This is a genomic window from Pseudomonas sp. 18175 (assembly GCF_050432925.1).
Classification (GTDB): domain Bacteria; phylum Pseudomonadota; class Gammaproteobacteria; order Pseudomonadales; family Pseudomonadaceae; genus Aquipseudomonas.
In genome coordinates, this window is the sequence record NZ_JBKFTO010000001.1 from 446,104 (window position 1) to 467,185 (window position 21,082).

A 21,082-nucleotide genomic window follows, 5' to 3' on the forward strand; every position below is an offset into this window, starting at 1 on the left:
GGTTTAAGTTAGCGTTTGCTGATGTTCCATTACTCCAGCCGTAACGATCAGCCGCTGAGCTTGATTGATGCGCCCACAGGTTCACTCCTAAGGTACAGCCCACGACAGCCAACCCCGTGGAGCGACCATGACAACAATAACTACCCCCGACTCGCGCTGGACGCGGCGGCGCGATGAGAAGCAGCGGCGGCTCGGGTTGGTCAAGCACTATGCAGACGGCGCAGTACTGGCCAGCGACAAGATCGTCGAAGCCCTCGAAGCCCTGATCCTCCCCGGCGACCGTGTGGTGCTGGAAGGCAACAATCAAAAACAGGCCGACTTCCTCTCGCGCTCCCTGGCCAAAACCGACCCCGCCAAGCTCCACGATTTGCACATGATCATGCCCAGTGTCGGCCGTTCCGAGCACCTGGACCTGTTTGAAAAGGGTATCGCCCGCAAGCTCGATTTCTCTTTTGCCGGCACCCAATCCCTGCGCATCAGCCAGTTGCTGGAAGACGGCCTGCTGGAAATCGGCGCGATTCACACCTACATCGAACTCTATGCGCGGCTGGTGGTGGACTTGATCCCCAACGTGGTGCTTTCCGCCGGTTTCATGGCCGACCGCGCGGGCAATATCTACACCGGCGCCAGCACCGAAGACACGCCAGCGCTGATCGAGCCCGCAGCCTTCAGCGATGGCATCGTGATCGTGCAGGTCAACCAATTGGTGGACGACGTCACCGATTTGCCCCGCGTGGACATCCCGGCCAGTTGGGTGGACTTTGTGGTGGTGGCCGACAAGCCGTTCTATATCGAGCCACTGTTCACCCGCGACCCGCGCCATATCAAGCCAGTGCACGTGCTGATGGCGATGATGGCGATCCGTGGCATCTACGAAAAACACAACGTGCAGTCCCTCAACCACGGCATCGGTTTCAACACCGCCGCCATCGAATTGATCCTGCCCACCTACGGCGAATCCTTGGGCCTCAAGGGCAAGATCTGCCGCAACTGGACCCTTAACCCGCACCCCACGCTGATCCCAGCCATCGAAAGCGGTTGGGTCGAAAGCGTGCATTGCTTCGGCACCGAACTGGGCATGGAGAACTACATTGCCGCCCGCCCGGATGTGTTCTTCACTGGCCGCGATGGTTCGATGCGCTCCAACCGCATGTTCTGCCAACTGGCCGGGCAATACGCGGTGGACCTGTTCATCGGCGCGACCCTGCAAGTGGACGGCGACGGCCATTCCTCCACCGTGACCCGTGGCCGCCTCGCCGGTTTCGGTGGCGCGCCGAACATGGGCCACGATCCGCGTGGTCGTCGCCATGGCACGCCGGCATGGCTGGATATGCGCCACGACGATGCGCCGGAGGCGTTGCTCGAACGCGGCAAAAAACTCGTGGTGCAAATGGTTGAGACCTTCCAGGAGGGCGGCAAACCCACCTTCGTCAACACCCTGGACGCGGTGGAGGTGGCGCGCAAAAGCGGCATGCCCCTGGCGCCGATCATGATCTACGGCGACGACGTCACCCACCTGCTCACCGAAGAAGGCATCGCCTATCTCTACAAAGCGCGCTCCCTGGAAGAGCGCCAGGCGATGATCGCCGCCGTTGCCGGGGTGACCGCCATTGGCCTGCGTCACAACCCCAAGGACACCGCACGCATGCGCCGCGAAGGCTTGATCGCCTTGCCCGAAGACCTCGGCATCCGCCGCACCGACGCCACCCGTGAGCTGCTGGCCGCCAAGAGCGTGGCCGACCTGGTGGACTGGTCCGGTGGCCTGTACAACCCGCCCGCCAAATTCAGGAGCTGGTAAATGCGCGCCCTCAAACTGCATGAACTGAGCCTGGCTGAACGCCTGGCAGACATGGCGGTAGATGCCTTGATCGATGAGGCCGACCTGTCGCCCAAACCTGCCCTGGTGGACCGTCGTGGCAACGGCGCCCACAGCGATTTGCACCTGGGCCTGATGCACGCCTCGGCGCTGTCGCTGTGGCCGATGTTCAAGGAAATGGCCGAAGCGGCCCTCGACATCGGCGAGATTGGCTTGCCCCTGCGCGAAGCCCTGGGTCGGATCGGTCGTGAAGGTGAGCAAGCGATGCTCATCACCACCAACGGTGTGAACACCCATCGCGGTGCGATCTGGGCCCTCGGTTTGCTGACTGCGGCGGCCGCTCTGGAGCCCTGCGCTATTACGCTGACCGCCGCTCGTTTAGCCCTGCTCAACGACCGTTACGCCCCGCAACCCATGAGCCACGGCGCCCAGGTCGCCCAGCGTTACGGTGCGCGCGGTGCCCGTGAAGAAGCGCAACTGGGTTTCCCTTCGGTTACGCAACGCGGCTTGCCGCAATTGCGCAAAAGCCGCCAGCAAAACACCGGCGAACAGAACGCCCGCCTGGATGCCTTGCTCGCCATCATGACCGAGCTGGCCGACACCTGCGTGCTCTACCGCGCAGGCCCCGAAGGGATCCACGCCATGCAGCGCGGTGCCCAAGCTGTATTGGATGCGGGCGGCAGCGCCACCCTGGCCGGTCGCCGCCAATTGCATGAACTGGATAACCAACTGCTGGCCCTGAATGCCTCCCCCGGCGGCGCCGCTGACCTGTTGGCCGCCTGCCTGTTTATCGACCGCCTCGACGGAGCGTTGTGATGGAAACCTTATCCTTTGAATTCCCCGCCGGGCAGCCGCCAAAGGGCCGTGCGCTGGTGGGCTGTGTGGGCTCGGGCGATTTGGAAGTGCTGCTGGAACCGGGCACGCCGGGCACGCTGACCATTCAGGTGCAGACCTCGGTGAATGGCGCCGAACAGCGTTGGCAACACCTGTTTGAACGCATCTTCCAGGAACACACACCACCGGCCATGAAGATTGATATCCACGATTTCGGCGCCACCCCCGGCGTGGTGCGTCTGCGCCTGGAGCAGGGCTTCGAGGAGGTTGGCCATGACTGATCTACTCGCCAAACACAGCTTCGTCGAATTGGGCGCACGGCAGCGGGCCAAGGCCTTGCTGGACGCCGGTTCCTATCGCGAATTGATCGACCCGTTCCAGCGCGTCATGTCACCGTGGCTCAGCCGCCAGGGCGTGGTGCCCCAGGCCGATGACGGCGTGGTGATCGCCAAGGGCAGTATCGATGGCAAACCGGTGGTGATTGCTGCCATCGAAGGTAACTTCCAAGGCGGCAGCTTGGGCGAAGTCGGCGGTGCGAAAATCGCCGGTGCTCTGGAGCTGGCCGCCGAAGACAACCGCAAGGGCATCCCCACCCGCGCCGTGCTGCTGCTGGAAACCGGCGGCGTGCGCTTGCAGGAAGCCAACCTGGGGCTGGCGGCGATTGCCGATATCCACGCGGCGATTGTCGATTTGCGCCAATACCAGCCGGTGATCGGCGTGGTGGCGGGCAGTGTGGGGTGCTTTGGCGGTATGTCGATTGCGGCGGGCTTGTGCAGTTACCTCGTGGTGACCCGTGAAGCGCGCCTGGGCTTGAACGGCCCGCAAGTGATCGAGCAGGAAGCGGGGCTTGAAGAATATGACTCCCGCGACCGGCCTTTCATCTGGAGCCTCACCGGTGGCGAGCAACGTTTCAACAGTGGCTTGGCTGACCGTTACGTGGCTGACGACGTGGCCGATATCCAACAGACCGTCAGCGCACTCTTACGCCAAGGCTTGCCGGAACAACAACGCAGCCGCCAGGCCGAGCACTACTTGGCGCGCCTCGCTGAACTGGACGCCACACCGCAAATCAACCCCGCGACCGTGCGCACGCTGTATCAAGGAGAACGCTCATGAGAGGGCTGCAGTGGTTCAACGCACTGAGTGCCGGTGCAACACCCGTTAAGGGGTTGCCGGATTCCTTGAAGGTGGCCGACGGCGTATTGGGCGAACAACCCGTTCGCTATCTCGCCGTGGTCACCGACCCTCACAACCGCTTCCCCCGCGCGCGCAATGGCGAAGTCGGTTTGCTGGAAGGCTGGGGCCTGGCCAAGGCCGTGGACGAAGCCATCGCCCGAGGTGACAAGCGCCCGCTGATCGCCATCGTCGATGTGCCAAGCCAAGCTTACGGCCGCCGCGAAGAAGCCCTCGGCATCCATCAGGCCTTGGCCGCTGCGGCGGACAGCTATGCCCGTGCACGTTTGGCCGGGCACCCGGTGATCGCGTTGCTGGTGGGCAAGGCCATGTCCGGCGCGTTCCTCGCTCACGGTTACCAAGCCAACCGCCTGATCGCCCTGCGCGACCCTGGCGTGATGGTGCACGCCATGGGCAAAGCGTCGGCGGCGCGGGTGACCCTGCGCAGTGTCGAAGAACTTGAAGCCCTGGCCGCCAGCGTGCCGCCGATGGCGTATGACATCGACAGCTATGCCAGCTTGGGTTTGCTGTGGGAGACCTTGTCGGTGAGCCAGATTGAACAGCCTACCGAGCAGGATGTTGAGCGGGTTGGCGATTGCCTGGTCAGTGCGATCAAGGACATCGCCACGTCTGATTTGAGCGGCCGCTTAGGTGCTACCAATCGCGCCGCGTCCAGCCACGTACGCCAACTGCTGCGGGAACAATGGTGAACGCCCACGACTTGCTCTGGGGCATGACCCCGGCGCATCTGCCTGCTGAGGCTCCGGCGTGGGCGGCGGATGCGCTGGGCGCGGTGGTGGTGCGTCGCGCCATCGTTGCCCCAGGGCTTGTCGCCGTCGGCGTGCGCGGGCGCTTGCGTGAGCAGCGTCTTGGCGCGGTGATGCCGATGGCTGCCATACAGCGCCGGGTCGCGCCGGAAGCGTTGTGCGAGGTGACTTCGCCCCGGGATCTACCGGCGTTGCAGGCACTCGCTCAACTACGTCCGGTGCTGGCGCCGCTGAACTGGGGCGTCACCGGCAGTGCGGGTTTTGAATTGGCCACGGGCATTGAAGCGCTGCATGCCCAAAGCGATCTGGATTTGATATTGCGTACGCCCGAGCCGCTGGATCGCAACGATGCACGCGATCTGCTGGCGGCATTGGACAAGGCGGTATGCGCCGTAGACCTGCAACTGCAAACGCCTTTCGGCGCAGTTGCCTTACGCGAATGGGCCGGTGCATCACGGCGGGTACTGCTGAAAACCGCCAGCGGTGCGCACTTGGTGATCGACCCCTGGCAGGCCGTGGCATGAGCAGCCTTTTGGTGTTTCCGGGGCAGGGCGCCCAACGGCCGGGCATGCTCCAGGCGTTGCCCGCCGATGTGCTGGAACACGCCAGCGACGCCTTGGGCGAGGACGTTCGCACCCTGGATTCGGCGCAAGCCCTGGCGAGTACCCGCGCCGTGCAGCTGTGTTTGTTGATCGCAGGCGTGGCCCACGCCCGCCTGTTGCAACACGCCCCGGATTACGTCGCGGGCCTGTCCATCGGCGCCTACCCGGCAGCGGTCATCGCCGGAGCCCTGGACTTCAGCGACGCGCTCAAGTTGGTCAGCCTGCGCGGCGAACTGATGCAAAACGCTTATCCACAGGGCTATGGAATGACCGCACTCATCGGCCCGGAGTTATCCACAGTCGAAACCTTGCTGGCCGAGATCCACAGCCCCGAAACCCCGGTGTACCTGGCCAATATCAATGCCGACAACCAAACCGTGATTGCGGGCAGCGATGCCGCCATGCAGCGTGTGGCCCAACGCATCAAGGGCAACGGCATCGCCAAGCGCCTGGCCGTGAGCGTGCCGTCCCATTGCGCGCTGCTGGAACAACCGGCCCAGGCCCTGGCGAGTGCCTTCGTGCCGCTCAAGGCGCCGCGCATCACTTACCTGAGTAGCACCCGTGCGCGACCTATCCACAACCCTGAACACCTGCGCGATGACCTGGCCTTCAACATGTGCCGCGTTGTCGACTGGCGCGGCACCGTGCAAAGCGCCTATGAACGCGGCGTGCGCCTGCAAATCGAACTGCCCCCGGGCGCCGTACTCACCGGCCTGTCACGCCGGGTGTTTGAACAAGGCACGGTGATCGCCTGCGAAGGCGCACGCCTGGATACGTTGCAGGCCCTGCTGCAAGAGGAGGAGCGCCGCCACCGATAAAGCACCACCCAAGGCTTTCGAAGCACAAAAACAACAATTTCGAACGAGCACTTTGAGGACGACAACAATGATTATTTACGGTGTGGCACTGCTGGCGATCTGCACGCTTGCGGGCGTGATCATGGGCGACATGCTGGGCGTGTTGCTGGGCGTCAAATCCAACGTGGGCGGGGTGGGCATCGCGATGATCCTGCTGATCTGCGCGCGCCTATGGATGCAAAAGCGCGGCGGCATGACCAAAGACTGCGAGATGGGCGTGGGCTTCTGGGGCGCCATGTACATCCCGGTGGTGGTGGCGATGGCGGCGCAACAAAACGTGGTCACCGCCCTGCACGGCGGCCCCGTCGCGGTGTTGGCGGCGATTGGTTCGGTGGTGGTCTGTGGTTGCACCATCGCCTTGATCAGCCGCACTCACAAGGGCGAGCCGTTGCCCGCCGAAGAGCCGCTGATCGCTGCTGCGGGAGGTCGCTGATATGTGGGATCTCATCGAGAAGGGTCTTGAACATAACGGCCTGATCACCGCGTTTGCCTTTGTGGGTGTGGTGATGTGGATTTCTGTGGTGCTGTCCAAGCGCCTCACTTTCGGGCGCATTCATGGGTCGGCGATTGCCATCGTTATCGGCCTGGTATTGGCCTGGGTGGGCGGCACGATTACCGGCGGGCAAAAAGGTCTGGCGGACCTGGCGTTGTTCTCGGGTATCGGTTTAATGGGCGGCGCGATGCTGCGGGACTTCGCCATCGTCGCCACGGCGTTTGAAGTACAAGCCACCGAAGCGCGCAAGGCCGGGATGATTGGCGTGATCGCGTTGCTGCTGGGTACGATCCTGCCGTTTATCGTCGGCGCGAGCATGGCCTGGGTTTTTGGCTATCGCGACGCGGTCAGCATGACCACCATCGGCGCGGGCGCGGTGACCTACATCGTCGGACCAGTGACCGGCGCGGCGATTGGCGCGACCTCGGACGTGATGGCGCTGTCGATTGCCACGGGGTTGATCAAGGCGATTTTGGTGATGGTCGGCACGCCGGTGGCGGCGCGGTGGATGGGCCTGGATAACCCGCGTTCGGCGATGGTGTTTGGTGGGTTGGCCGGCACCGTCAGCGGTGTGACTGCGGGGTTGGCGGCGACGGATCGGCGGTTGGTGCCGTATGGCGCGTTGACGGCGACGTTTCATACCGGGCTGGGCTGCTTGCTCGGGCCTTCGCTGTTGTATTTCATCGTTCGTGGGTTGGTTGGGTAAGTCTTGAATTTGTGTTGTTAGTTCGGGCCTCTTCGCGAGCAAGCCCGCTCCCACATTCGACCGCGTTCTCATGCTGGAACGCGGTCGAATGTGGGAGCGGGCTTGCTCGCGAAAGCGGTGTGTCAGGCTTACACCTGCCGATTGGCATACATCCGACACTCCGCCAACAACGCCAGCAAGTTCGGATCGCGCTCCTTGGCCTTCAAAAACATCACGCCAATCTGCTGCTGCAACCGGTACCTGGGCTGCAGCGGTATCAGCTTCACGCGGTTCTCATACACCGCCGCAATCCGCCCCGGCAGCAGTGCATAACCCACCCCCGAACTGACCATGCTCAGCAGGGTGAAGATGTCGTTCACCTGCATCGCCACCTTCGGTTCGAACCCCGCCTGCTTGAACACGCGATTGCCATCCTGGTGGGTGGCGAAGCCTTGGGTAAGGGTAATGAACGTGGCGTCGCGCACAGCCGCCAAATCGATTTGCTGCTCGCGGTCGAAGGGCGAGTCGGCTGGGGTAGCGAGGAAGATATCGTCGGAAAACAGCGCGATTTGCTCGCAGTCCGGGTCGTTGGCGTGTTCGTCGAGGGAGATGAGGATCGCGTCCACTTCCATGTTTTTGAGCTTGTAGAGCAGGTCGAAATTGGAGCCCAGGATCAGGTCGATGTTGAGTTCGCTGCGGCGGATCTTCAGGCCCATGATCAGTTGCGGCACGGTCTTGACCGTCAGCGAATACAGCGAGCCCAGCTTGAAGCGTTCGGCGGAGAACCCGGCGGCTTCGCGGGTGAGGCGCACGCTGTCGACCACGTCGGCCACCAGTTTCTGTGCGCGTTCTTCCAGCACATAGGCGCTTTCCAGCGGCGTGAGGTTGCGCCCTTCGTGTTTGAACAGCGGGCAGCGCAGGGCGTTTTCCAGGGAATGGATGGCGCGGTGCACGCTGACGTTGCTGGTTTGCAGCTCGGCAGCGGCGCGGGCCAGGTTGCCGGTGCGCATAAACGCCAGGAAGATTTCCAGCTTTTTGAGGGTGAACTCTTCGTCGATCAGCATGGCCGTGGCTCTTATTCGAATGCGCTCGATTGTGCCCCTAAAACCCGTTCACTCCCAGCCATGCGCTGCCCAGGCCCAACAGCACGCCGAGGATGATCAGCCAAATGGCGTTAAGGCGCGTGTAATACACCACGGCGGCGCTGGCCAAGGTCAGCACCAGGCTGGTGGCGTTGTTTTCCAGGCTGTTCATCAGGATGTAGCTGGCGGCGAGGATCAGCCCGATAGAGATGGGCTGCAGGCTGCGTTTGACCCGCTGCACCCACGGTGTTTCGGTGTGCCGCTCCAGCCAACCGGCGCCGAGGTAGGTCACCACCGAGCAGGGCAAGAGCTTAGCCGTCAGTGCCACTAATGCACCGGGCAGACCGGCCGCTTGCTGCCCGATAAACACCAGAAACATGCCGTTGGGTCCCGGCAATGCTTGGGACAAGGCGAAGAACGCGACGAATTGCGCGTCGGTGATCCAGTTCATGTCCGTGACGGTGTAGCGGTGGATATCGCTGAGCGCCACGGTATTGCCGCCAATCGCCATCAGCGACCACAGCGCGCATTGGATCATCAGGTGCAAGAGGACGGTTTGCATCAGCTTGGCGCCTTCTTCCCAGGGATATAGCTCAGGGCCAGTGAGCAGGGGATGCAGACAAGCAGCACGATCCACAACGGCAGTACCCAGACCGCCATCAACACAAAGGTCAGCACAAAGGCGCTGTAATTGGCGACAGTCCTGGGCATGGCCTTGAGCAAGCGCAGGGTGGTGCCTAGCATCAACCCGGTGGCAATCGGCATTACCGCGCCGAAAACCTGCTGCACCACCGTGTGACTCCACCATTTGGCATAGGCGAAGCCGGCGAGCACGGTGATCAGCGAGGGGAACAGGTACAGCCCGAATACCGCCAAGGCCGCTCCGGGCAAGCCATGCAGGCGCCGGCCGTAGATGATGCCGACGTTGGCGATATTGGGGCCGGGGAAAAATTGGCCCGTGGTCAGCAGTTCGTTGAACGCGGCTTCGGTCACCCAGCGCCTGCGGTCGACCATCATCTGTCGGGCCCAGGGCAGTACGCCGCCAAAACCGCAAAGACCTACCCACGCGAAGTTGTAGAACAGTTGCCACAGGCTGGGTGGTGGGGAAAGGGGGGGCTCGGGCATGTTCAGGTCCAGTGACAAGGGGTCAGACAATCACCCCGTGGCGTTCGGCAAGTTGGTGCTGGAAGCTTAGGGTCTCCGGCGTTGACTGCCAGCCGCGATAGCCGCCACGTAGCGTCGCTGCTTCTGTCCGGCCATACGCCTGGCGAAACCCAAGGGGCAGCGGGCGGCTGAACGGAGTGGCGAACCATTGGCGAAACAGGTGACGTTTTTTATCGGCTTGGCCGGTATCGGTGAAGGCCGTGCGGGCATGGCAAACCACGTGGTTATTCAACAGTTGCAGGTCTCCCGGCTGCAAGTGAATTTCCAGACAGTTTTGCGGGGTGTTGGCCAATTGCTCAAACGCGTCGATCGCATCCAGCGTGGTGTGCGACAACACAGGTGCACCGGGTAAGTTGCGGCAAGCAAGGATGCGTTTGCGGTAAAAGCGACCCGCAAAAACACCGTGATGGATGGCAAAGACCGGACAGCGGAAAAAGCGTTGGCGCGCCAAGTCAAAGAACGGCAGGGGTTGATAAAGGGCCTGGAGCCAGGTGGGGTTTTCCCGCGCAAGTTGGTTATGGATGCTCAGCATATTGGCGATACGGGTATGTCCACCGTGAGCCGCGTCACGCCGGCAGAGCAGGCTGGCCAGGTCGCAGGCGTCCACATGAAAACCCATGGCGGCGCTGGTCGCGTTGTCTCGCATCTGATCATGCCGGCCCTCGCTGATATCCCGCACATCCACCATCAATTGGCCCACTTCGTTTTGGACCAGGGGGACTCCCAAGTGCAGCCCTATCCCCCAGGCTAGCCAGCGGGCCAGGGGCTCACTCAGATGGGCGATGGGCAGGCCACGGATCAGAAACAGGCCCAGGCGTGTTTCACAGGCGAGGGCTGCCCTTTGCAGCACCGAATGCAGGGTTGGCAGCGGGAAGTCGTCCGGGCCGCAGTGCAGCGCGGGCTTTGTGCAGTACTGAATATGGGCGAGTGCCCGTTCCACTTCATGGACCTGTGCAGCCGATAGGGTGTAGACCCATTGTTGTTGCCGCTGGCGCAAGCTGGCGGCATCCCAGGGGGTGTTGGATTCGGGCAGCAGTTCACCGAGATTTAAAGGTGTGGGAGACATTTTCAGGCTCCTGGCAGACTTGGATTCGAGCTAAATAGTCCACCGGCTATGCGTCGTCAACCGAGGGCGTGCGCGGAATACGAATATTCTGTTCTGTTGGTAGGAAGGAGGATTTGATGGGCGAAGGCCATCTCCTTTTTTTGCAAGCGAATGCTCTTTTTTCTTTGATCGAAATAGAGAAATCATTGGGTTGAAGAATGAGGTGTGTTGCAAATGCGAAAAACGTTGTCACATATGCGTCAGATAATCACAGCACAGGTTTTTTCTTGAGTTGCACAGGGCTGGATTTGGTCTAGCAGCAGTAATTCAGAGGTGAGTGACACATGTATCACGGGGAACGATTCAACGCCTGGAGCCATTTGCTCGGGGCGGTCGCGGCTTTTGCGGGCGCGGTGTGGATGTTGGTGGCGGCGAGCTTGGACGGCAGCCCCTGGAAGATCGTCAGCGTGGCGATTTATGGCTTTACGCTGCTGGTGCTGTACAGCGCGTCCACCGTGTACCACAGCGTGCGCGGGCGACGAAAAGAGATCATGCAGAAGGTCGATCACTTTTCGATCTACCTGTTGATCGCCGGCAGCTACACGCCGTTTTGCCTGGTGACCCTGCGTGGGCCGTGGGGGTGGACGTTGTTTGGGATCGTGTGGGGGCTGGCGGTGATCGGTATTTTGCAGGAGATCAAGCCGCGTTCCGAGAAGCGGATTTTGTCGATCGTGATCTATGCGGTGATGGGCTGGATTGTGCTGGTGGCGGTCAAGCCGCTGATTGCGGCGTTGGGGGTGGCGGGGTTTACCTGGCTGGCGGCGGGCGGGGTGTTGTACACCGTGGGTATTATCTTTTTTGCCCTGGAGGATCGCCTGCGGCATTCCCATGGGATCTGGCATTTGTTTGTGATCGGCGGGAGTTTGCTGCACTTTGTGGCGATCATGCGCTACGTGCTTTGAACCCTGTGGGAGCTGGCTTGCCCGCTCCCACATTACAAGCGCTGCAGCAGCTCTTGGGCACGCTGACCGAAGATCCCCAGCAACTTGGCCAACATATGCGGTGGCGGCTCATCGGCACGGGTCAGCGCGTACAAGGTGATCGGCAGCGGCGGCGTGAGGGTGCGGATGCAGGTGGTGGCCGTCGAGGCGCCGAGGGCGGTGAAAGGGTCGATCACCGTAAGGCCGGCACCGGATTCCACCATGGCGCGGGCCAGGGAATAGGTCTGCACAGAGATCGTCACCCTTGGCGCCGGGTCGACGTTTTCCAGGTAGCTGTCGAGTTTTGCCGCCAACGGATCGGCACTGGACAGGCCAATCAACGGCGTACCCGCCAGATCCGCCAGGGGCAACGGTGTGCTCAATTCTGCGTCAGACCAGTAGCCTTTGGACGCCAACGCCACCAGCACTCCGTTGGCCAACACCTGGGTGGTCAACCCCGGATGCCCAGAGAAATTCAGCGTCAGCGCCAGGTCAATCTCACGCATCAACAGCTTCTGCACCAACTCGCGGCTATGGTCGCTGGACAGCTCACAGGCCATGTCCGGGTAGTCGCGCTTCCATTCCAGAATCGCTGGCGGCAGCAGCGACAGCGCCAGCGCCGGGATCGCGCCGATGCGCACACTCTGGCCCGGTGCGCGGCGCAAGCTCTTGGCCAGGCGCCGCACGCCTTGCAGGCTTTCAGTGACTTTCTCGACTTCCCGTTCCAACGCCAGGGCTTCCGGCGTGGGTTGCAGTTTGCCGCGCACTCTTAAAAAGAGCGGAAAACCCAACTGCAACTCGGCGTGTTGCAACACCTTGGTCACCGCCGGTTGCGACACGTGCAGCAACTGCGCGGCAGCGCTGACGGAGCCGGTCTGGCGGATGGCCTGGAAGATTTCGATATGACGCAGGCGCATGGCAAGTCCATAACCTTTGTTTATAGGTGGCCCATCTTTATTCATTGTCGGTGCCCTGTCACCTGCCCCTAGGCTTGAGGCCTCTTGATTGAACGGCGGGTGGCGGGGATGGTGTGCATCATCGGCGGTGGGGTGATCGGCTTGGCCAGTGCGTATGCGTTGGTGCGTGCGGGCCATGAAGTGACGGTGATCGAGGCTCGCGACAGCGTGGGCAGCGAAACCAGCTTCGCCAACGGTGGGCAACTGTCCTACCGCTATGTCGCGCCGCTGGCGGATGCCGGGGTGCCGCTGCAAGCCATCGGCTGGTTGCTGCGCGGTGACTCGCCTTTGAAGTTGCGCCCGCGTCTGGACCCCCAGCAATGGCGCTGGATGGCGGCCTTCCTCGGCGCCTGCCGTGGTTCGGTGAACAAACGCAATGCCGCCCACTTGCTGCGCCTGGCAACCCTGAGCCAGACCACCTTGCAGCAATGGCGCGAAGACGATCACCTGGACGGTTTCGACTGGCGCCGTAATGGCAAGCTGGTGACCTTTCGCAATGCCGGCTCCTTTGACCTGGCCCGCAGTAAAGTCACCGATATCCTGCAGCAGCAGGTGTTGTCGGCCGACGACTGCGCCCGGCTGGAACCTGCATTGGCAGGAGGTGGTTTTGTGGGGGGGATCTATACGCCGAACGAGGAAGTCGCCGACTGTCATGCCTTCTGCCAGCGCTTGGCAGCGCGGCTTGAAGCGTCGGGGCGCTGTCGCTTTTTGCTGGGGCGCAAGGTCACCGGCCTTCGCCATGCTGGCGGTGCGGTGCACAGCATCGAGTTGGGTGATGAGGTGATGCCGGTTGATCAATTGGTGCTGGCGGCCGGTTACCGCAGCGCCGAATTGGGCGTGTCGTTGCCGCTGTATCCGCTCAAGGGCTACAGCCTCAGCGTGCCGATTGGCGCGCAGCACCAGGCGCCGAACGTGAGCATCACCGACTACGACCGCAAGATCGTCTACGCGCGTATCGGCGAGCAACTGCGGGTGGCCGCCATGGTGGATATTGTCGGCTTCGATGCCGGCCTCGAACCCAAGCGCCTGGCCTTGATGAAGCGCCAGGCACTGGAGACTTTCCCTATGGCCGGCGACTACGCCCACGCGGTGGAATGGGCCGGCATGCGTCCGGCGACGCCCACCGGCGTGCCGCTGATTGGTGCCAGTGTCTATCGCAACCTGTGGTTGAACCTGGGCCACGGCGCCCTTGGTTTTACCCTGGCTTGTGGCAGCGGCCAGTTGTTGGCAGAGCTGATCGGCCAACACGTTCCTTCCATTGATATGCAGGGCCTGACGCCTCGCGCCGCATAAGGATGCACCCATGACCATCACCCGAATCAGCAGTAACGAGCGCCTCTCTGGTGCCGCAACCTTCAAAGACCTGGTGTTCCTATCCGGCCAAGTGCCTGGCGACGGCCAGGACGTAACGACCCAAACCCAGGAAGTGCTGGCCAAGATCGATGGGTTGCTGGCCCAGGCGGGCAGCGACAAGGACCATCTACTTAACGCGACGATTTACCTGAAAGACATCGATGAAGGTTTCGCACCGATGAACGCGGTGTGGTCCGCGTGGCTGTCGCCGGGCATGGCGCCGACACGCACCACCCTGCAAGCGGAACTGGCGCGGCCGAGTGTGCTGGTGGAAATCAGCGTGATCGCTGTACGTAAACAACCTTGAAGACCAACGGAAAATAACAATGAAAAAGATCCTGTTGACCGGCTGCACACTGGGGCTGTTATTGAGCGCACAGGCGCATGCAAACGAAGCTGCGCTGAGCGGCGCACTGGCCAAGATCGCCAGTGCCAAGTCCATCACCCTGGGTTATCGCGATGCGTCGGTGCCGTTTTCCTACGTGGGAGATCACAGTGGCAAGCCCATGGGCTATTCGGTGGACCTGGCGAGCAAGATCGTCGAGCGCATCCAGCAAAAAACCGGGGTGGCCAACCTGAATGTGAAGTACAACCTGGTGACCTCCCAGACCCGCATCCCGCTGGTGCAGAACGGCACCGTCGACCTGGAATGCGGCTCCACCGGGGTGACGGCTGAGCGGCAGAAGCAAGTGGCGTTTTCCTACGGGTTTATCTACGTGAAGGGCCAGTTGCTGACGGCGAAGGACAGCGGTATCAGCGGCTTTGCCGACCTTGCCGGCAAGAATGTGGTGACCACCGCCGGCACCACCAATGAGCGCTTCCTGAAAAGCTATAACGCCGAGCACAAAGCCAATATGTTCGTGATCAGCGCCAAGGACCACGGCGAGGCGTTCAAGATGCTCGAAACCGGTCGTGCGGCGGCCTTCTACATGGATGATGCGCTGCTCTACGGTGAACGCGCCAAGGCCAAGGACCCGCACAAGTGGGTGGTGGTCGGTAAGGAGCAATCGCGGGAAATCTACAGCTGCATGGTGCGTAAAGATGACCCGCAGTTTCTGGCGGTGGTCAACGAGACGCTCGGCGAGCTGTACAGCAGCGGCGAGATCAACGGGATTTACCAGCGTTGGTTCGAACAGCCAATCCCGCCCAAGGGCTTGAACCTGGAGTTCCCGATGACCAGCGAGTTGAAGGCGATCATTGCCAAGCCGGTGAGTGATCCGGTGGAGTGATGGCTTGGTAACCCAATCCAAATGTGGGGGCGGGCTTGCTCGCGAAAGCGTCGGATCAGTCAGCTTAACTGTGGCTGACACACCGCATTCGCGAGCAAGCCCGCTCCCACATTTTTGATTGGGTTTGCAAAGGGAGAAGGTTAGAAATCGCCCCACAGTTGCTGGGCCACTGCCAACGCAACTACCGGTGCCGTCTCGGTACGCAACACGCGCGGGCCAAGGCGTGCGGCGTGGTAGCCGGCAGCTTGGGCCGCGTCTACTTCTCCATCGGTCAACCCACCCTCAGGCCCGATCAAAAACGCCAGGCTTGCAGGCTTGGCATGGCTGACCATCGGCTCTGCCACCGGGTGCAGCACCAACTTCAAATCCGCCTCGGTCTGTTTCAACCAGTCGGCCAGCAACAGCGGCGGGTGAATCACCGGTACCGTCGAACGCCCACACTGCTCGCAGGCGCTGATCGCCACCTGGCGCCAGTGCAGCAGGCGTTTGTCGGCGCGTTCGTCCTTGAGGCGTACTTCGCAGCGGTCGCTGAAAATCGGCGTGATCGCGTTGACGCCCAGCTCCGTGGCTTTTTGAATCGCCCAATCCATCCGCTCGCCACGGGACAGGCCCTGGCCGAGATGGATATACAGCGGTGATTCAGCCTGGCCCGGGAAGCTCTCTGTCAGTTGCACGGTCACGCGCTTCTTGCCGACTTCCAGCAGGCTGCCCAAGAACTCCTGGCCGGAACCGTCGAACAATTGCACAGCGTCACCTTCGCCCATGCGCAGCACACGGCTGATGTAGTGCGCCTGGGCCTCGGGCAATTCATGCTCGCCGATGCTCAGCGGGGTGTCGGTGAAAAAACGGGACAGTCTCATTTCTGTTCTCTGGAAAATTCTATGTAGGAGCAGGATAACTGTGGCGAGGGAGCTTGCTCCCGCTGGAGTGCGAAGCGCTCCCAAAATCTTGGGGCCGCTACGCAGCCCAGCGGGAGCAAGCTCCCTCGCCACAAATTAGCCGGGGTCGCGAAAGCCTGGATGGAAGTCTTTAGGCACTGCAACACTGACGCTGCTATGGGTGGCGATATCGATACCTTCACTGGCCACCTCGGCGAGGAAATCGATTTGCTCTGGCGTAATCACATAGGGCGGCAGGAAATACACCACGCTGCCCAGCGGGCGCAACAAGGCGCCACGTTCCAGCGCGTGTTCGAACACCTTCAAGCCACGGCGTTCCTGCCACGGGTAGGCGGTCTTGGTGGCTTTGTCCTGCACCATCTCGATGGCCAGCACCATGCCGGTCTGGCGGACTTCCGAGACGTGGGGGTGGTCCACCAGGTGCGCGGTGGCGCTGGCCATGCGCTGGGCCAGGGCCTTGTTGTTTTCGATGACGTTGTCTTCTTCGAAGATATCCAGGGTCGCCAACGCTGCCGCGCACGCCAGCGGGTTGCCGGTGTAGCTGTGGGAATGCAGGAAAGCGCGCAGGGTGGGGTAGTCGTCGTAGAAGGCGTCGTACACGTCATCGGTGGTTACCACCGCCGCCAGCGGCAGGTAGCCGCCGGTGAGGGCTTTGGACAGGCACAGGAAGTCCGGGCGAATACCGGCCTGTTCGCAGGCAAACATGTTGCCGGTGCGGCCGAAGCCTACGGCAATTTCGTCGTGGATCAGGTGCACGCCGTAGCGGTCGCAGGCTTCGCGCAGCAGCTTGAGGTACACCGGGTGGTACATGCGCATGCCGCCAGCGCCCTGGATCAACGGTTCGATGATCACAGCGGCGACGGTGTCGTGGTGCTCGGCGAGGGTCTGTTCCATCACCTGGGCCATCGTGCGCGAGTGGTCTTCCCAGCTCACGCCCTCGGGGCGCAGGTAGCAATCGGGGCTTGGCACTTTGATGGTGTCGAGCAGCAGCGCCTTGTAGGTTTCGGTAAACAGCGGCACGTCGCCCACCGACATCGCGGCGATGGTTTCGCCGTGGTAGCTGTTGGTGAGGGTGACGAAGCGCTTTTTATTTGGCTGGCCGCGGTTGAGCCAATAGTGAAAGCTCATTTTCAACGCGACTTCGATGCAGGACGACCCGTTATCGGCGTAAAAGCAGCGGGTCAGGCCTTCGGGCGTCATTTTTACCAGGCGCTCGGACAGTTCGATCACCGGCTGGTGGCTGAAACCGGCGAGGATCACGTGTTCCAGTTGGTCGACCTGGTCCTTGATGCGCTGGTTGATGCGCGGGTTGGCGTGGCCGAACACGTTGACCCACCAGGAACTGACGGCGTCGAGGTAGCGCTTGCCTTCGAAGTCTTCCAGCCATACGCCTTCACCGCGTTTGATCGGGATCAGCGGCAGTTGCTGGTGGTCTTTCATCTGGGTGCAGGGATGCCACAGCACGGCGAGATCGCGTTGCATCCACTGGTTGTTCAAGCCCATTTTTCGTCTCCTCAAGCAACAATCGCGCAAGCCTATGCAATGGGCGACGGTGTCACAACCCATTACTTGCGAATTGGCAGTAAACACAGGACGGTCTGTCACGTTTCTTCTGGATAGTCCTTAATCCTTGGTTAATTTACGCTTCATAACCTCAAGATCACATTTCTCGATATTTCAAAGCGAAATTTTCCGCTTTAATTCGATAGGTAACGCGCTAGTCTTGGGCGCAGTTCTTACGGGATTAAGTACATGCAGTTACGCAATTCAACCGCCCGCTATGGCTGGGTCAGCATGGTTTTGCACTGGGGCGTGGCCCTGGTGGTGTTTGGCTTGTTTGCCCTGGGTTTGTGGATGGTCGGCCTCGACTACTACAGCGCCTGGCGCAAAGACGCGCCAGACCTGCACAAGAGCATCGGCATCACGCTGTTTGCCGTGATGCTGGTGCGTATCGTCTGGCGCCTGATCAGCCCGCCACCGCCACCGTTGGCCAGCTACAGCCGCATGACCCGTATCGGTGCCGCGTTTGGCCACGCGTTCCTTTATCTCGGGCTGTTTGCCGTGATGATCGCCGGTTACCTGATTTCCACCGCAGACGGTGTCGGTATCCCGGTGTTTGGCCTGTTTGAGATTCCTGCCGTGGTTTCCGGGCTACCGGACCAGGCAGACAACGCAGGCCTGGTGCATCTGTACCTGGCCTGGGTATTGGTGGTCTTCGCCGGCTTGCACGGTGTGGCCGCACTGAAACACCACTTCATTGATCGTGATGTGACCCTGACGCGAATGCTGGGGCGCAAAGCCTGATGTTCAACCTCGACTCACAAGGAATAGAAAGCATGTTGAAAAAGACGCTCGCCGCTCTGGCACTCGGTTCCGCCCTGCTGTCCGCCGGTTCCGCGATGGCTGCTGACTACAAGATCGACAAGGAAGGGCAGCACGCCTTCATCGACTGGAAAATCAGCCACCTGGGCTACAGCTTCATCCACGGTACTTTCAAGGACTGGGACGGCACGTTCAGCTGGGACAAGTCCAAGCCAGAAGCCAGCAAAATCGCTGTCGAAGTGAAAACCGCCAGCCTGTGGTCCAACCACGCTGAACGTGACAAACACATCGCCAGCAAAGACTTTCTGGACGTTGGCAAGTTTGCCGATGCCAAGTTCGTATCCACCGCAGTCAAGTCCACCGGCGAGAAAACCGCTGACGTGACGGGCGACCTGACCCTGCACGGTGTCACCAAGCCTGTGACCTTCAAGGCCACGTTCAACGGCGAAGGTAGCGATCCATGGGGCGGTCAACGTGCTGGCTTCAACGCCACCACCACGCTGAACCTGAATGACTTCGGCATCAAAGGCCCAGGCCCGTCTTCGCAGACACTGGACCTGGACATCTCGCTGGAAGGTGTGCAGCAGAAGTAATTTCTGCCCGCACAAAAAACCGGGTCGTCAGATCCGGTTTTTTTTTGCCTGCAATTTCAACACATCACTTGACCTGTTAATGGGGCCAGATGTGGGAGCGGGCTTGCTCGCGAATGCGGTGGATCAGTTAGTACATTTAATACTGACACACCGCATTCGCGAGCAAGCCCGCTCCCACATTGGATTTATGTCGAGTCAAAAAAAATGCCCCGCTTCCAAAGAAGAGGGGCATTTTCTAAGCGTTGAAACTCAGCGGTTGCGAGTCAGCAGCGCTGGTTTCTCACCACGAGGACGGCCTGGCAGTTGATCCAACTGCTCAGGTGTCGGGAAGCGATCTGCTTTCGACTCCTTGTGGATGATCTTCGGCGCCGGGCCGCCACGCGGGTTCTGCACGGCTGGCTCGGACGAACGAGGCTGGTCGTCACGGGCTGGGCGGCGGTTGTTGCTGCGCGAATCTTCGCGACGGGCTTGACCGTCACGAGGTGCGCCGCTGCGTGGGCCATTGCGCTTGGCAGGTGGCGTACCGGTGGTGCCGCCGCTGCTGTTGCGTGGGCCGTTCTGGCGAGCGCCTTGTGGCTGACCACCACGTGGTGCGCCTGCACCCGCGCCCTGTGCCGGAGCACCTGGGCGACGGCCACGGCCTTGGGCCGGCTTGGCCTGGGGCACGTAGTCAACGCGGTTACCGAAGTTATCCACGTCGTCGTCGAGGAACTCGTCCGGCGCACGGTCAGCAGCGGCGCGTGGTGGCTGGCTCGGCTGGCGCTGTTCGCGGGCCGGGGTGCCTTCACGGGGCTTTTGCTCGCGGGCTGGACGTTCGCCACGGCCGTTGGTGGGCGCTTTTTCCTTGCCGCCTTTGTCTTTGCCCTTGTCGCGACGACCACCGCCACCACCGCCGCCGTTCGGGCCATCGCCCTTCGGACCGCGTGGGTTGCGTGGGTTACGCACGTCCGGACGCTCGCGCGCTTCTGGCTTTTCGGCCTCCACGGCGCTGGCATCGAAGCCCATCAGGTCGCCGTCGGCGATTTTCTGCTTGGTCATGCGCTCGATGCTTTTCAGCAGTTTTTCTTCGTCCGGGGCAACCAGGGAAATGGCCTCGCCCGAACGACCGGCACGGCCAGTACGGCCGATACGGTGCACATAGTCTTCATCGACGTTTGGCAGCTCGAAGTTGACTACATGTGGCAACTGGTCGATGTCCAGGCCGCGGGCGGCGATATCGGTAGCCACCAGGATACGCACGGTGCCGGCCTTGAAGTCAGCCAGGGCCTTGGTGCGCGCGTTCTGGCTCTTGTTGCCGTGGATGGCGACGGCGGTGAGGCCGTGCTTGTCCAGGTACTCGGCCAGGCGGTTGGCGCCGTGCTTGGTGCGGGTGAATACCAACACCTGTTCCCACGCGCCGGCGGTGATCAGGTGCGCCAGCAGCGCACGCTTGTGGCTGGCGGCCAGGCGGAATACGCGCTGTTCGATACGCTCGACCGTGGTGTTCGGCGGCGTGACTTCGATACGTTCCGGGTTGTGTAGCAGCTTGCCAGCCAGGGCGGTGATGTCCTGGGAGAACGTTGCCGAGAACAGCAGGTTCTGACGTTTGGCCGGCAGGCGGGCGAGGACCTTTTTCACGTCATGGACAAAGCCCATGTCGAGCATGCGGTCGGCTTCGTCCAGCACGAGGATTTCCACGTGGGACAGGTCGACGCTGCCTTGGCCGCACAGGTCGAGCAAGCGACCCGGGCAGGCTACCAACACGTCAACACCACGGGACATGGCCTGAACCTGTGGGTTCATGCCGACGCCGCCAAAGATGCAGGCGCTGACGAACTTCAAGTCGCGGGCATACAGCTTGAAGCTGTCGTGCACCTGGGCGGCGAGTTCGCGGGTAGGGGTCAGGACCAGTACGCGCGGTTGGCGCGGGCCGTGACGCTGGGATTTGTCCGGGTGACCATTGGGAAACAACCGCTCCAGAATCGGGAGGGCGAAGCCGCCGGTTTTACCAGTACCTGTCTGAGCCGCAACCATCAGGTCGCGACCTTGCAACACGGCGGGAATGGCCCGCTGTTGCACCGGAGTAGGCTCGGTATAGCCCGCTGCCTCGATGGCGCGGACTAAAGCCTCGGAGAGACCGAGGGAAGCAAAGGACATGAGTAATCCTGTTTTAGTTAGGGCTTGGCCCAAAGGGATAATCTTGCCGGGCGTGAATGACGCTTAGGGGAGCGTTATCCCGTCCGGTCCTGCTGC

Annotated in this window: 23 protein-coding genes; 15 read left to right on the plus strand and 8 right to left on the minus strand. The window is 61.7% G+C overall.

The window, feature by feature from the left end:
• Positions 1 to 127: 127 nt before the first annotated feature.
• From mdcA to madM, 9 genes are all read left to right on the plus strand, one after another.
• Positions 128 to 1,798, plus strand: a complete 1,671-nt coding sequence (gene mdcA / locus ACLD1Y_RS02040; RefSeq protein ID WP_429474982.1) for a malonate decarboxylase subunit alpha — start codon at positions 128 to 130, stop codon at positions 1,796 to 1,798.
• Complete coding sequence (locus ACLD1Y_RS02045) at positions 1,799 to 2,632, plus strand: triphosphoribosyl-dephospho-CoA synthase (RefSeq protein WP_429474984.1); 834 nt, start codon at positions 1,799 to 1,801, stop codon at positions 2,630 to 2,632.
• Complete coding sequence (locus tag ACLD1Y_RS02050; protein WP_135290263.1) at positions 2,632 to 2,931, plus strand: malonate decarboxylase subunit delta; 300 nt, start codon at positions 2,632 to 2,634, stop codon at positions 2,929 to 2,931. The genes ACLD1Y_RS02045 and ACLD1Y_RS02050 overlap by 1 nt, the downstream gene beginning before the upstream one ends.
• Positions 2,924 to 3,766, plus strand: a complete 843-nt coding sequence (locus ACLD1Y_RS02055; protein WP_429474986.1) for a biotin-independent malonate decarboxylase subunit beta — start codon at positions 2,924 to 2,926, stop codon at positions 3,764 to 3,766. The genes ACLD1Y_RS02050 and ACLD1Y_RS02055 overlap by 8 nt, the downstream gene beginning before the upstream one ends.
• On the plus strand, positions 3,763 to 4,533 hold the full coding sequence (gene mdcE / locus ACLD1Y_RS02060) for a biotin-independent malonate decarboxylase subunit gamma (protein WP_429474988.1): 771 nt from the start codon (positions 3,763 to 3,765) through the stop codon (positions 4,531 to 4,533). The genes ACLD1Y_RS02055 and mdcE overlap by 4 nt, the downstream gene beginning before the upstream one ends.
• Positions 4,527 to 5,114, plus strand: coding sequence for a malonate decarboxylase holo-ACP synthase (locus tag ACLD1Y_RS02065; RefSeq protein ID WP_429474990.1), 588 nt, complete (start codon positions 4,527 to 4,529; stop codon positions 5,112 to 5,114). Before mdcE ends, ACLD1Y_RS02065 begins: the two co-directional genes overlap by 7 nt.
• Positions 5,111 to 6,010: a malonate decarboxylase subunit epsilon gene (gene mdcH, locus ACLD1Y_RS02070; RefSeq protein ID WP_429474992.1), complete on the plus strand. Its 900-nt coding sequence runs from the start codon at positions 5,111 to 5,113 to the stop codon at positions 6,008 to 6,010. Before ACLD1Y_RS02065 ends, mdcH begins: the two co-directional genes overlap by 4 nt.
• A 67-nt stretch (positions 6,011 to 6,077) precedes the next feature.
• Positions 6,078 to 6,482 carry a malonate transporter subunit MadL gene (gene madL, locus ACLD1Y_RS02075; RefSeq protein WP_429474993.1) on the plus strand — a complete coding sequence of 135 codons (405 nt, stop codon included), beginning with the start codon at positions 6,078 to 6,080 and terminating at the stop codon, positions 6,480 to 6,482.
• 1 nt (position 6,483) lies between these two features.
• Complete coding sequence (gene madM, locus ACLD1Y_RS02080; protein WP_135290258.1) at positions 6,484 to 7,248, plus strand: malonate transporter subunit MadM; 765 nt, start codon at positions 6,484 to 6,486, stop codon at positions 7,246 to 7,248.
• A 128-nt stretch (positions 7,249 to 7,376) separates the two neighbouring features.
• Here the strand turns inward: madM and ACLD1Y_RS02085 are convergent, their stop codons facing one another.
• The 4 genes from ACLD1Y_RS02085 to ACLD1Y_RS02100 are packed head-to-tail and all read right to left on the minus strand — an operon-like array spanning position 7,377 to position 10,539.
• Entirely contained in the window at positions 7,377 to 8,291 is a 915-nt protein-coding gene (locus ACLD1Y_RS02085) for a LysR family transcriptional regulator (protein WP_429474995.1), read from the minus strand.
• Positions 8,292 to 8,328: 37 nt separating this feature from the next.
• Positions 8,329 to 8,871 carry a chromate transporter gene (locus tag ACLD1Y_RS02090; RefSeq protein ID WP_429474997.1) on the minus strand — a complete coding sequence of 181 codons (543 nt, stop codon included), beginning with the start codon at positions 8,869 to 8,871 and terminating at the stop codon, positions 8,329 to 8,331.
• Positions 8,871 to 9,434, minus strand: a complete 564-nt coding sequence (locus tag ACLD1Y_RS02095; protein WP_429474999.1) for a chromate transporter — start codon at positions 9,432 to 9,434, stop codon at positions 8,871 to 8,873. Before ACLD1Y_RS02095 ends, ACLD1Y_RS02090 begins: the two co-directional genes overlap by 1 nt.
• A 22-nt stretch (positions 9,435 to 9,456) precedes the next feature.
• On the minus strand, positions 9,457 to 10,539 hold the full coding sequence (locus ACLD1Y_RS02100; RefSeq protein WP_429475000.1) for a TauD/TfdA family dioxygenase: 1,083 nt from the start codon (positions 10,537 to 10,539) through the stop codon (positions 9,457 to 9,459).
• Positions 10,540 to 10,862: 323 nt separating this feature from the next.
• On the opposite strand from ACLD1Y_RS02100, the gene trhA reads away from it, so the two are divergent.
• The gene (trhA, locus tag ACLD1Y_RS02105; protein WP_429475002.1) at positions 10,863 to 11,480 is read left to right on the plus strand and encodes a PAQR family membrane homeostasis protein TrhA; all 618 of its coding nucleotides are present in this window, start codon (positions 10,863 to 10,865) and stop codon (positions 11,478 to 11,480) included.
• Between the two features lie 32 nt (positions 11,481 to 11,512).
• On the opposite strand, the gene ACLD1Y_RS02110 is transcribed toward trhA, so the two are convergent.
• Complete coding sequence (locus ACLD1Y_RS02110) at positions 11,513 to 12,415, minus strand: LysR family transcriptional regulator (protein WP_429475004.1); 903 nt, start codon at positions 12,413 to 12,415, stop codon at positions 11,513 to 11,515.
• 99 nt (positions 12,416 to 12,514) lie between these two features.
• Between ACLD1Y_RS02110 and ACLD1Y_RS02115 the strand changes: the two genes are divergently transcribed.
• The 3 genes from ACLD1Y_RS02115 to ACLD1Y_RS02125 are packed head-to-tail and all read left to right on the plus strand — an operon-like array spanning position 12,515 to position 15,036.
• Positions 12,515 to 13,747 carry a D-amino acid dehydrogenase gene (locus tag ACLD1Y_RS02115; RefSeq protein WP_429475370.1) on the plus strand — a complete coding sequence of 411 codons (1,233 nt, stop codon included), beginning with the start codon at positions 12,515 to 12,517 and terminating at the stop codon, positions 13,745 to 13,747.
• A gap of 10 nt (positions 13,748 to 13,757) precedes the next feature.
• Positions 13,758 to 14,114, plus strand: coding sequence for a RidA family protein (locus ACLD1Y_RS02120; protein WP_429475006.1), 357 nt, complete (start codon positions 13,758 to 13,760; stop codon positions 14,112 to 14,114).
• 19 nt (positions 14,115 to 14,133) lie between these two features.
• The gene (locus ACLD1Y_RS02125) at positions 14,134 to 15,036 is read left to right on the plus strand and encodes a transporter substrate-binding domain-containing protein (RefSeq protein WP_429475008.1); all 903 of its coding nucleotides are present in this window, start codon (positions 14,134 to 14,136) and stop codon (positions 15,034 to 15,036) included.
• 140 nt (positions 15,037 to 15,176) lie between these two features.
• On the opposite strand, the gene ACLD1Y_RS02130 is transcribed toward ACLD1Y_RS02125, so the two are convergent.
• Positions 15,177 to 15,896 (minus strand): 16S rRNA (uracil(1498)-N(3))-methyltransferase, encoded by a 720-nt coding sequence (locus ACLD1Y_RS02130; protein WP_429475010.1) that lies wholly within the window; start codon positions 15,894 to 15,896, stop codon positions 15,177 to 15,179.
• A gap of 135 nt (positions 15,897 to 16,031) precedes the next feature.
• A complete protein-coding gene (locus tag ACLD1Y_RS02135) occupies positions 16,032 to 17,438 on the minus strand; it encodes an adenosylmethionine--8-amino-7-oxononanoate transaminase (RefSeq protein WP_429475012.1) in 1,407 nt (468 codons plus the stop codon).
• Positions 17,439 to 17,687: 249 nt separating this feature from the next.
• Here ACLD1Y_RS02135 and ACLD1Y_RS02140 point away from each other — a divergent pair, with 249 nt between their 5' ends.
• Together ACLD1Y_RS02140 and ACLD1Y_RS02145 are read left to right on the plus strand one after the other, a co-directional pair.
• Entirely contained in the window at positions 17,688 to 18,239 is a 552-nt protein-coding gene (locus tag ACLD1Y_RS02140) for a cytochrome b (RefSeq protein WP_429475014.1), read from the plus strand.
• A gap of 32 nt (positions 18,240 to 18,271) precedes the next feature.
• Positions 18,272 to 18,850, plus strand: a complete 579-nt coding sequence (locus ACLD1Y_RS02145) for a YceI family protein (RefSeq protein ID WP_429475016.1) — start codon at positions 18,272 to 18,274, stop codon at positions 18,848 to 18,850.
• 249 nt (positions 18,851 to 19,099) lie between these two features.
• Here ACLD1Y_RS02145 and ACLD1Y_RS02150 read toward each other — a convergent pair whose 3' ends face one another.
• Positions 19,100 to 20,986 carry a DEAD/DEAH box helicase gene (locus ACLD1Y_RS02150; protein ID WP_429475018.1) on the minus strand — a complete coding sequence of 629 codons (1,887 nt, stop codon included), beginning with the start codon at positions 20,984 to 20,986 and terminating at the stop codon, positions 19,100 to 19,102.
• Positions 20,987 to 21,082 lie beyond the last annotated feature (96 nt).

Coding starts and splice junctions, on each gene's coding strand:
- mdcA (WP_429474982.1), top strand. CDS start 128: ATGACAACAATAACTACCCCCGACTCGCGCTGGACGCGGCGGCGCGAT.
- ACLD1Y_RS02045 (WP_429474984.1), top strand. CDS start 1,799: ATGCGCGCCCTCAAACTGCATGAACTGAGCCTGGCTGAACGCCTGGCA.
- ACLD1Y_RS02050 (WP_135290263.1), top strand. CDS start 2,632: ATGGAAACCTTATCCTTTGAATTCCCCGCCGGGCAGCCGCCAAAGGGC.
- ACLD1Y_RS02055 (WP_429474986.1), top strand. CDS start 2,924: ATGACTGATCTACTCGCCAAACACAGCTTCGTCGAATTGGGCGCACGG.
- mdcE (WP_429474988.1), top strand. CDS start 3,763: ATGAGAGGGCTGCAGTGGTTCAACGCACTGAGTGCCGGTGCAACACCC.
- ACLD1Y_RS02065 (WP_429474990.1), top strand. CDS start 4,527: ATGGTGAACGCCCACGACTTGCTCTGGGGCATGACCCCGGCGCATCTG.
- mdcH (WP_429474992.1), top strand. CDS start 5,111: ATGAGCAGCCTTTTGGTGTTTCCGGGGCAGGGCGCCCAACGGCCGGGC.
- madL (WP_429474993.1), top strand. CDS start 6,078: ATGATTATTTACGGTGTGGCACTGCTGGCGATCTGCACGCTTGCGGGC.
- madM (WP_135290258.1), top strand. CDS start 6,484: ATGTGGGATCTCATCGAGAAGGGTCTTGAACATAACGGCCTGATCACC.
- ACLD1Y_RS02085 (WP_429474995.1), bottom strand. CDS start 8,291: ATGCTGATCGACGAAGAGTTCACCCTCAAAAAGCTGGAAATCTTCCTG.
- ACLD1Y_RS02090 (WP_429474997.1), bottom strand. CDS start 8,871: ATGCAAACCGTCCTCTTGCACCTGATGATCCAATGCGCGCTGTGGTCG.
- ACLD1Y_RS02095 (WP_429474999.1), bottom strand. CDS start 9,434: ATGCCCGAGCCCCCCCTTTCCCCACCACCCAGCCTGTGGCAACTGTTC.
- ACLD1Y_RS02100 (WP_429475000.1), bottom strand. CDS start 10,539: ATGTCTCCCACACCTTTAAATCTCGGTGAACTGCTGCCCGAATCCAAC.
- trhA (WP_429475002.1), top strand. CDS start 10,863: ATGTATCACGGGGAACGATTCAACGCCTGGAGCCATTTGCTCGGGGCG.
- ACLD1Y_RS02110 (WP_429475004.1), bottom strand. CDS start 12,415: ATGCGCCTGCGTCATATCGAAATCTTCCAGGCCATCCGCCAGACCGGC.
- ACLD1Y_RS02120 (WP_429475006.1), top strand. CDS start 13,758: ATGACCATCACCCGAATCAGCAGTAACGAGCGCCTCTCTGGTGCCGCA.
- ACLD1Y_RS02125 (WP_429475008.1), top strand. CDS start 14,134: ATGAAAAAGATCCTGTTGACCGGCTGCACACTGGGGCTGTTATTGAGC.
- ACLD1Y_RS02130 (WP_429475010.1), bottom strand. CDS start 15,896: ATGAGACTGTCCCGTTTTTTCACCGACACCCCGCTGAGCATCGGCGAG.
- ACLD1Y_RS02135 (WP_429475012.1), bottom strand. CDS start 17,438: ATGGGCTTGAACAACCAGTGGATGCAACGCGATCTCGCCGTGCTGTGG.
- ACLD1Y_RS02140 (WP_429475014.1), top strand. CDS start 17,688: ATGCAGTTACGCAATTCAACCGCCCGCTATGGCTGGGTCAGCATGGTT.
- ACLD1Y_RS02145 (WP_429475016.1), top strand. CDS start 18,272: ATGTTGAAAAAGACGCTCGCCGCTCTGGCACTCGGTTCCGCCCTGCTG.
- ACLD1Y_RS02150 (WP_429475018.1), bottom strand. CDS start 20,986: ATGTCCTTTGCTTCCCTCGGTCTCTCCGAGGCTTTAGTCCGCGCCATC.